The sequence below is a fragment of the Streptomyces sp. NPDC090045 genome (assembly GCF_044747975.1).
Taxonomy (GTDB): Bacteria; Actinomycetota; Actinomycetes; order Streptomycetales; family Streptomycetaceae; genus Streptomyces.
The window spans coordinates 289,045-297,605 of sequence record NZ_JBIVFA010000006.1; the positions used below are offsets into that span (position 1 = coordinate 289,045).

5 protein-coding genes are annotated in these 8,561 nt (G+C 72.9%); 4 read left to right on the top strand and 1 reads right to left on the bottom strand.

What is annotated here, in order from left to right; translation table 11 throughout:
* Nucleotides 1-9 precede the first annotated feature (9 nt).
* The 3 genes from cydB to ACIPYQ_RS18945 are packed head-to-tail and all read left to right on the top strand — an operon-like array spanning nucleotide 10 to nucleotide 6,446.
* Nucleotides 10-1,011 carry a cytochrome d ubiquinol oxidase subunit II gene (gene cydB / locus ACIPYQ_RS18935; protein WP_361765352.1) on the top strand — a complete coding sequence of 334 codons (1,002 nt, stop codon included), beginning with the start codon at nucleotides 10-12 and terminating at the stop codon, nucleotides 1,009-1,011.
* 53 nt (nucleotides 1,012-1,064) lie between these two features.
* Entirely contained in the window at nucleotides 1,065-4,646 is a 3,582-nt protein-coding gene (cydD, locus tag ACIPYQ_RS18940; RefSeq protein WP_401252406.1) for a thiol reductant ABC exporter subunit CydD, read from the top strand.
* Between the two features lie 24 nt (nucleotides 4,647-4,670).
* On the top strand, nucleotides 4,671-6,446 hold the full coding sequence (locus tag ACIPYQ_RS18945; protein ID WP_401252409.1) for a GAF domain-containing sensor histidine kinase: 1,776 nt from the start codon (nucleotides 4,671-4,673) through the stop codon (nucleotides 6,444-6,446).
* Between the two features lie 83 nt (nucleotides 6,447-6,529).
* Here ACIPYQ_RS18945 and ACIPYQ_RS18950 read toward each other — a convergent pair whose 3' ends face one another.
* On the bottom strand, nucleotides 6,530-7,417 hold the full coding sequence (locus ACIPYQ_RS18950) for a Cof-type HAD-IIB family hydrolase (RefSeq protein ID WP_401252728.1): 888 nt from the start codon (nucleotides 7,415-7,417) through the stop codon (nucleotides 6,530-6,532).
* A 110-nt stretch (nucleotides 7,418-7,527) separates the two neighbouring features.
* Between ACIPYQ_RS18950 and ACIPYQ_RS18955 the strand changes: the two genes are divergently transcribed.
* A complete protein-coding gene (locus ACIPYQ_RS18955; RefSeq protein WP_401252412.1) occupies nucleotides 7,528-8,433 on the top strand; it encodes an LLM class flavin-dependent oxidoreductase in 906 nt (301 codons plus the stop codon).
* The last annotated feature ends 128 nt before the right edge of the window (nucleotides 8,434-8,561 follow it).

Here is an 8,561-nt window from a genome sequence, read left to right on the forward strand (position 1 = left end):
GACCGCACCATGCAACTCCACGACGTCTGGTTCGTACTCATCGCCGTCCTGTGGACCGGCTACTTCTTCCTGGAGGGCTTCGACTTCGGAGTCGGCGTACTGACCAAGCTGCTCGCCCGCGACCGTACGGAGAAGCGGGTCCTGATCAACACCATCGGGCCCGTGTGGGACGGCAACGAGGTCTGGCTGCTCACGGCGGGCGGTGCGACCTTCGCCGCCTTCCCCGAGTGGTACGCCACCCTCTTCTCCGGCTTCTACCTGCCGCTGCTGCTCATCCTGGTCTGCCTCATCATCCGCGGCGTCGCCTTCGAGTACCGGCACAAGCGCCCCGAGGACCGGTGGCAGACCAACTGGGAACACGCGATCTTCTGGACCTCGCTGATCCCGGCGTTCCTGTGGGGCGTGGCGTTCGCCAACATCGTCCGCGGCGTGAAGATCGACGAGAACATGGAGTACGTCGGCACCCTCTTCGACCTGCTCAACGTCTACTCGATCCTGGGCGGACTGGTCACCCTCACCCTCTTCACCTTCCACGGCGCGGTCTTCACCTCGCTCAAGACGGTCGGTGACATCCGGGACCGCTCGCGGAAGCTGGCGACCGGCCTGGGCGTGGTCACCGCCGTGCTGGCCCTGGTCTTCCTGGTCTGGACCCAGGTCTCCCGCGGCGACGGCAAGAGCCTGATCGCGATGGCCGTCGCCGTGCTCGCACTGCTCGGGGCGCTCGGTACCAACCTGAAGGGCCGCGAGGGCTGGTCGTTCGCACTCTCCGGGGTCACCATCGCGGCGGCCGTCGCGATGCTCTTCCTGACGCTCTTCCCGAACGTCATGCCGTCCTCGCTGAACGACGCCTGGAACCTCACGGTCACCAACGCCTCGTCCAGCCCGTACACCTTGAAGATCATGACCTGGTGTGCGGCCGTGGCCACCCCGCTCGTCCTCCTCTACCAGGGCTGGACGTACTGGGTGTTCCGCAAGCGGATCGGCACCCAGCACATCGTCGACGTGCACTGAGTTCCCGCGCCACCCGGCCCGTTCGTCCGACCCTCCCCTGGGGGATGTTTCACGTGAAACCGATCGACCCGCGCCTGCTTCGGTACGCCCGCTCCACCCGCCTCTTCCTGGGCGCGGTGGTGGCCCTGGGGCTCGTCGGGGCGGGGCTGGTCGTCGGTCAGGCGATGCTGATCGCCGAGATCGTGGTCGGTGCCTTCGAGAAGGGGCTGGGCGGCGAAGCGCTCCGGACGCCGCTGCTGCTGCTCGCGGCGGTGGCGCTCGGACGCGGCCTGGTCGCCTGGCTGACCGAGCTGGCCGCGCACCGCGCCAGTGCGGCGGTCAAATCGGAACTGCGGGGCCGGCTGCTGGACCGGGCCGCCGAACTCGGCCCCGGCCGGTTCACCGGGCAGAAGACCGGATCCCTGGTGTCCCTGGCGACCCGCGGTGTGGACGCGCTCGACGACTACTTCTCCCGCTACCTGCCCCAGCTGGGGCTCGCGGTGGTCGTGCCGGTGGCGGTGCTCGCCCGCATCGTCACCGAGGACTGGGTGTCGGCGGCCATCATCGTGGTCACGCTCCCCCTGATCCCCGTGTTCATGGTGCTCATCGGCATGGCCACCCAGTCCCGGATGGACCGCCAGTGGCGGCTCCTGTCCCGGCTGTCGGGGCACTTCCTCGACGTGGTGGCCGGCCTTCCCACGCTGAAGGTCTTCGGCCGGGCCAAGGCGCAGGCCGAATCCATCCGCAAGATCACCGACGACTACCGGCGCGCGACGATGCGGACCCTGCGCATCGCCTTCCTCTCCTCCTTCGCGCTGGAACTGCTGGCGACCCTCTCGGTCGCCCTGGTCGCCGTGACCATCGGCATGCGACTGGTCCACGGCGAACTGGACCTGTACACCGGCCTGGTCATCCTGATCCTGGCGCCCGAGGCGTACCTGCCGCTCAGGCAGGTGGGGGCGCAGTACCACGCGGCCGCGGAAGGACTGGCGGCCGCGGAGGAGATCTTCGAGGTGCTGGAGACCCCCGCCACGGGTCCGGCGGGGACGGCAGGGCTGCCCGGCGACGCCCCCCTGCGGATCGAGATCGACGGGGTCGCCGTCCGCTACGAGGGCCGGGGCGAGGACTCGCCCGGGCCGGTCTCGCTGACGGTCGCGCCGGGGGAGTGCGTGGCCCTCACCGGTCCGAGCGGCGCCGGCAAGTCCACGCTGCTCCAGGTGCTGCTGGGGTTCGTGACGCCGACCGCGGGGCGGGTACGGATCGCCGGGGTGGACCTGGCCGATCTGTCGCCCGAGGACTGGCGGGAGCGGATCGCATGGGTGCCGCAGCGGCCGCACCTGTTCGCCGGGACGATCGCCGAGAACGTACGGCTGGCCCGCCCGGGCGCCTCCGACAGCGACGTGGCCGCGGCTCTGAAGGACGCCGGGGCATGGGAATTCGTGACCGCGCTGCCGCGCGGGGCGCAGACCCTGCTCGGCGAGGGCGGTGTGGGACTGTCCGCCGGGCAGCGGCAGCGGCTGGCCCTGGCCCGGGCCTTCCTGGCGGACCGGCCCGTGCTGCTGCTGGACGAGCCGACGGCGGCCCTGGACGGGGAGACCGAGGCGGGGATCGTGGACGCGGTCCGGCGGCTCTCCGCGGGGCGGACCGTCCTGCTGGTCGTGCACCGGCCGGCGCTGCTGGCGGTCGCGGACCGGGTGGTCCCGATGGCGGCGGCGGGCGGGCCCACGAGGTTCCTCGCCGACGGGCACCGGCTCGAGGGGATGCTCCCCCACCGTGGTGTCGTCGGGGACGGGGCCGACGGTCGGTCCCCCGGCGACCGCGCCCCGGACGCCGGGGAGTGGATCCTCGGTGCCGCACCCGAGCGGGCACGGGCCGGCGGCGGCGGGGCCGATACGGGCGGGGCCGATCCGCTGCGCCGGGTGCGGGCGGTGGCCAAGGCCTGGCAGGGACGGTTCAGGCTCGGGCTGTTGCTCGGCGCGCTGGCCGTCGGGTGCAGCGTCGGCCTGATGGCCGTCTCCGGCTGGCTGATCTCGCGGGCCTCCGAACAGCCCCCCGTGCTCTATCTGATGGTGGCCGTCACCGCCACCCGGGCCTTCGGAATGGGCCGCGCCGTCTTCCGGTACGCGGAGCGGCTCGTCTCCCACGACGCCGTGCTGCGGATGCTCGCCGACCTGCGGGTATCGGTGTACCGGCGGCTGGAGCGCATCGCGCCCGCCGGGCTGCGCGAGCACCGGCGCGGGGACCTGCTGGCCCGGCTGGTGGCCGACGCGGACGCCCTGCAGGACTACTGGCTCCGCTGGCTGCTGCCGGTCGGCACCGCGGTGCTCGTCGGAACCGGTTCGGTCGCCTTCACCACCTGGCTGCTCCCCGAGGCCGGAGCCGTGCTCGCCGTCGGGCTGCTCGCCGCCGGCATCGGGGTGCCGCTGGTCAGTGGGGCCTGCGCCCGCCGGGCGGAGCGCAGGCTCGCACCCGCCCGGGGCGAGCTCGCCACCAGGGTGGCCGATCTGCTCACCGGTACCGCGGAGCTGACCGTGGCCGGCGCGCTGGAGGACCGCAAGGGCCGGGCGCGGCAGAGCGACGGCCTGCTGACCCGCATCTCCGCGAGGGGCGCCGCCGCGAGCGGGCTGGGGGGTGGGCTGTCCGCCCTCGTGTGCGGGCTCACCGTGGTGGCCGCCGCGGCCGTCGCCGCGAACGCCGTCCACGACGGACGCCTGTCCGGGGTGGCCATGGCCGTCGCGGTCCTGACCCCGCTCGCCGCCTTCGAGGCGGTGAACGGACTGCCGCTGGCCGTCCAGTACCGCCAGCGGGTGCGCCGCAGCGCCGAGCGGGTCTACGAGGTCATCGACGCGCCGGTCCCGGTCGCCGAGCCGGAGCGGCCCGCCGCGGCCCCCGCCTCGCCCTTCCCGCTGCGCCTGACCGGGCTTGCCGCCCGCCACCCCGGCCAGGACCGTGACGCCCTGCGCGGGCTGGACCTGACCCTGGAGGCCGGCCGTCGCATCGCCGTCGTCGGCCCCTCGGGCTCCGGCAAGACGACGCTGGCCCAGGTCATGCTCCGGTTCCTGGACCCAGGCGAGGGCGCGTACACCTTGGGCGGGACTGACGCGCGCACCCTCGACGGAGACGACGTACGCGCGCTCGTGGGCCTGTGCGCCCAGGACGCCCACATCTTCGACAGCTCGGTGCGGGAGAACCTGCGCCTGGCCCGCACCGGGGCGAGCGAGGAGCAGCTGCGGGACGCGCTGGCCGCGGCCCGGCTGCTGGAGTGGGCCGACGGCCTTCCGGACGGTCTGGACACCCTGGTCGGTGAGCACGGCGAGCGGATCTCGGGCGGTCAGCGCCAGCGCCTCGCCCTGGCCCGCGCGCTGCTCGCGGACTTCCCCGTACTGGTCCTGGACGAGCCGGCCGAGCACCTGGACCTGGCCACGGCCGACGCCCTGACGGCGGACCTGCTGGCCGCGACCGAGGGCCGGACCACCGTGCTGATCACGCACCGGCTGGCCGGACTGGAGGCGGTCGACGAGGTGCTCGTGCTGGACCGCGGCGAGGTCGTGCAGCGCGGCGCGTACGCGGAGCTGGCCTCGGCCGAGGGACCGCTGCGGCGCCTGCTGGAGCGGGAACAGGCCACGGAGGGGACTTTGGCCAACTTTCCCCTCTAATGGGGACTAACTAGGCTCAAGGACATGTCAGCGCAGCAGTCGCACCCGTCGCCGGATTCATCGGATCCCCTGCCGGATGCCTCGCCGGTCACACCGGTCGTGCCCGTGACGCCGGACCCGCTGGCGGCCGCGACCGAGGCCACCAGAAGCCTGCAGGGCCTGTCGACCGAGCTCACGGCCCGGGTGCCGCAACTGCTGGAGGCGATGCGGTCGGTCGGGACCGGCCTCGAACTGCACTCCACGCTGGACCGCATCTGCGAGACAGCCGCCGAGCTCGCGGGCGCCCGCTACGCGGCGATCGGCGTCGTCGACACGGAGGGCCGCGGGCTCTCCGACTTCGTCACCCACGGGATCAGCCCCGAGCTGGCCCGGAAGATCGGACCCCGGCCGGACGGGAAGCGGGGCCTGCTCGGAGCACTGATCTCGCACTCCGACACCGTGCGGCTCGCCGATCTGACGAAGGATCCGCGCTCCGCGGGGTTCCCGGCGCACCACCCGCCGATGAAGACCTTCCTCGGCGTCCCGATCCGGGTACAGGGGGAGATCTTCGGCAATCTGTACCTCGCCGAGAAGAACGGCGGCGGGGAGTTCAACGACTACGACGTCCACATGGTCCGGGTGCTGGCCACCGAGGCGGGCATCGCCATCGGCAACGCCCGGCTGTACGAGGCCGCCACCCAGCGCGAGCGCTGGATCGACGGCTCGGTGGCCGTCACCACCGCCCTCCTGTCGGGCGGGGACGCGGACGACGCCCTCGTGGTGGTGGCGGAGCAGGCCCGACGGCTGGCCGACTCCTCCGCGGGGATCGTCATGCTGCCGGCCGAGGAGGGCGGGATGGAGATCGTCGCCGTCTCGGCCGAGAACCCGGCCACCTCGCTCGGTGTGGTGATCCCGGCCGACAGCCCGGTGGTGGACAGGCTGTTGCACGGCGAGCCGGTGTTCGTGGACGACGCCGCGTCCGACCCCCGCATGGTCAGCAAGCTGACCAGCCAGTTCGGGCCCTGCATGATGCTCCCCCTGCACAGCGGCGGGCGGGTGCTGGGAGCGCTGGTCACCCCCAGGGCGCGCGGCAAGCGGCCCTTCAGCGAGGCCGAGCGGACCCTGGCCACCCAGTTCGCCTCGCAGGCGGCGCTCGCCCTGATGATGGCCGAGGCACAGCGCGACCGTGAGCGGCTGGCCGTGTTCGAGGACCGCGACCGGATCGCACGCGACCTTCACGACCTGGTCATCCAGCGGCTGTTCGCCACCGGGATGATGCTGGAGGGCGCCCAGCGCCGGTCCATCGTTCCCGAGGTCCGCGACGGCGTCGGCAAGGCCGTGGACGAACTGGACGTGACGATCCAGGAGATCCGCACCGCCATCTTCGCCCTCCAGCAGGGCCCGGCCGAGGCCCCGTCCGGATTGCGCACCCGGGTGCTGCGGGAGATCAACATGGCTGCCGTACCCCTGGGTTTCAAGCCCGCGCACCGTTTCCTCGGCCCGATCGACACCGTGGTCGACGAGCTGGTCGGCAAGAACCTGATCGCCGCACTGCGCGAGGCGCTGTCCAACGCCTTCCGCCATGCCGACGCGTCCCGGATCGAGGTGGTCCTGGACTCCACCGTCACGCTCGCCGACGGCCGTCCCGGGGTCCGGCTGGAGGTCGCCGACGACGGGGTGGGCATCTCCGAAGGGGGCCGGCGCAGTGGGCTGCGCAATCTGCGCCGACGGGCCGAATCGCTGGGCGGCGCGAGCTCGTACGGTCCGGGCATCGGGGAGGACGGCGGCGGGACCACCCTGGTGTGGGAGGCCCCGCTCTGAGGCGCGGGTGCCAGCTGTCGCGGCAGGCTGCTCGGGCCCCGTTGCCGGGGCCTTTTGCCGGGCCTGCTGCTCAGGCCTGCTGCTCAGGCCTGCTGTCGGGCGATGCGTTCGGCCAGGATCTGCTCGATGACGAGGGCGACCCCGTCCTCGTTGTTGGCGACCGTACGGCCGGACGCTGCCGCGATCACATCCGGGTGGGCGTTGCCCATCGCGTACGAGGTGCCGGCCCAGCTGAGCATCTCCACGTCGTTCGGCATGTCCCCGAAGGCGACGACCTCGGCGGGCGAGATGCCCCGCTCGGCACAGCACAGCGCCAGCGTGCTGGCCTTGGAGACGCCGTGCCCGCTGATCTCCAGCAGGGCGGTCGGACTGGAGCGGGTGATCGACGCGTACTCGCCGGCGGCGGAGCGGGCCAGGGTCAGGAACGCGTCCGGGGCGAGCTCGGAGTGGTGCGCCAGCAGCTTGAGCACAGGCGCGGCGCCCCCGGCCGTGTCCTCCTTCAGCAGCTCCTCGGCCGTGGCGATCCTGGCGGCCGGGTCCTTGAAGAACGGCGGGTACGCCGGCTCGTAGTTGATGCCGGTGGTCAGCTCGACCGCGAAGGACGTGCCGGGTGCGGCGGTCCGCAGGGCATCGACGACGGCGAGTGCGGCGGCCCGCAGGAGGGACCTGACCTGCACGAACTCCCGTCCGGCATGCAGGTCGACGACCGCCGCGCCATTGGCGCAGATGGCGAGGCCGTGCCCGTGGACATGGTCGCTGACCACGTCCATCCAGCGGGCCGGGCGTCCGGTGACGAAGAAGACCTCGATCCCGGCCTCCTCGGCGGCGGCGAGCGCGGCGACCGTGCGAGGCGAGACGGATTTGTCGTCGCGCAGCAGGGTGCCGTCGAGGTCGGTGGCGATGAGCCGGGGCGTGGGGATTGGCCCGTCCGGGCGCTGGGGAGCCGAGGTCACGGCTCCATCTTCGCCCATGGTCGGGGACGGCCGGACCATGATCGGGTTCGGCTGTCGCGCGAGGCGATGTTTCACGTGAAACGAGGCGATGTTTCACGTGAAACATCGCCTCGCCGTAGGCTCGACGCATGAGTCTGCGTCTGAGCACGGTGATCCTTCCGGTACGTCGATGGCACGAGGGAGGCCGCGATCAGTGGCTCCGGGCGGAGCAGCTCGGATTCCACACGGCCTACACCTACGACCACCTGTCCTGGCGGACCTTCCGCGACGGCCCGTGGTTCGGTGCGCTGCCCACCCTGACCGCGGCAGCCACCGCCACCGAGCGGCTGCGCCTGGGCACGCTCGTCACCTCGCCGAACTTCCGTCACCCGGTGACCCTCGCCAAGGAGCTCATCTCCCTGGACGACATCTCCGGCGGGCGCATCACCCTCGGCATTGGAGCCGGCGGCAACGGTTTCGACGCGACCGTACTGGGCCAGGAGGCCTGGTCCCCGCGTGAGCGCGCCGACCGCTTCGCCGAGTTCGTGCCGCTCCTGGACCGGTTGCTGACCGAGGGCGCGGTGAGCCACGAGGGCACCTTCTACTCCGCCGAGGAGGCCCGCAACCTCCCCGGCTGCGTGCAGGGGCCGCGGCTGCCGTTCGCGGTCGCCGCGACCGGACCGCGCGGGCTGCGGCTCGCCGCCCGCCACGGCCAGGCCTGGGTGACCACCGGTGATCCGAAGCTCTTCGAGGAGGGCACGCCCGAACAGTCGCTGGAGGCCCTGCGCGGGCAGCTCGAACGGCTCGACAAGGCCTTCGTGGAGATCGGGAGGGACCCCGAGCCCATGGAGAAGATCCTGCTGACCGGCTTCACGCCCGAGGCCAACACCGTGCTGGAGTCCGTGGACGCGTTCGTCGACTTCGCCGGCCGCCACCGCGAGCTCGGCTTCACCGAGCTGGTGATCCACGCGCCGATCCCGGACTCCGACTTCGCCGCCGACGAGGCCGTCTTCGAGAAGATCGCCACCGAGGCCCTGTCCCAGCTCGGCAGCTGACCCCGTCGGGGGGGGGGGGGGCCCCCCCCCCCCGCGGCGCCCCCCCCCCCCCCCCCCCCCCCCCGGGCGCCCGCCGCCGCCGCCCCCCCCCCCCCGGCGCCCGCCGCGGGGGCGCCCCCCGCCCCCCC

Coding starts and splice junctions, on each gene's coding strand:
- cydB (WP_361765352.1), top strand. CDS start 10: ATGCAACTCCACGACGTCTGGTTCGTACTCATCGCCGTCCTGTGGACC.
- ACIPYQ_RS18945 (WP_401252409.1), top strand. CDS start 4,671: ATGTCAGCGCAGCAGTCGCACCCGTCGCCGGATTCATCGGATCCCCTG.
- ACIPYQ_RS18950 (WP_401252728.1), bottom strand. CDS start 7,417: ATGGGCGAAGATGGAGCCGTGACCTCGGCTCCCCAGCGCCCGGACGGG.
- ACIPYQ_RS18955 (WP_401252412.1), top strand. CDS start 7,528: ATGAGTCTGCGTCTGAGCACGGTGATCCTTCCGGTACGTCGATGGCAC.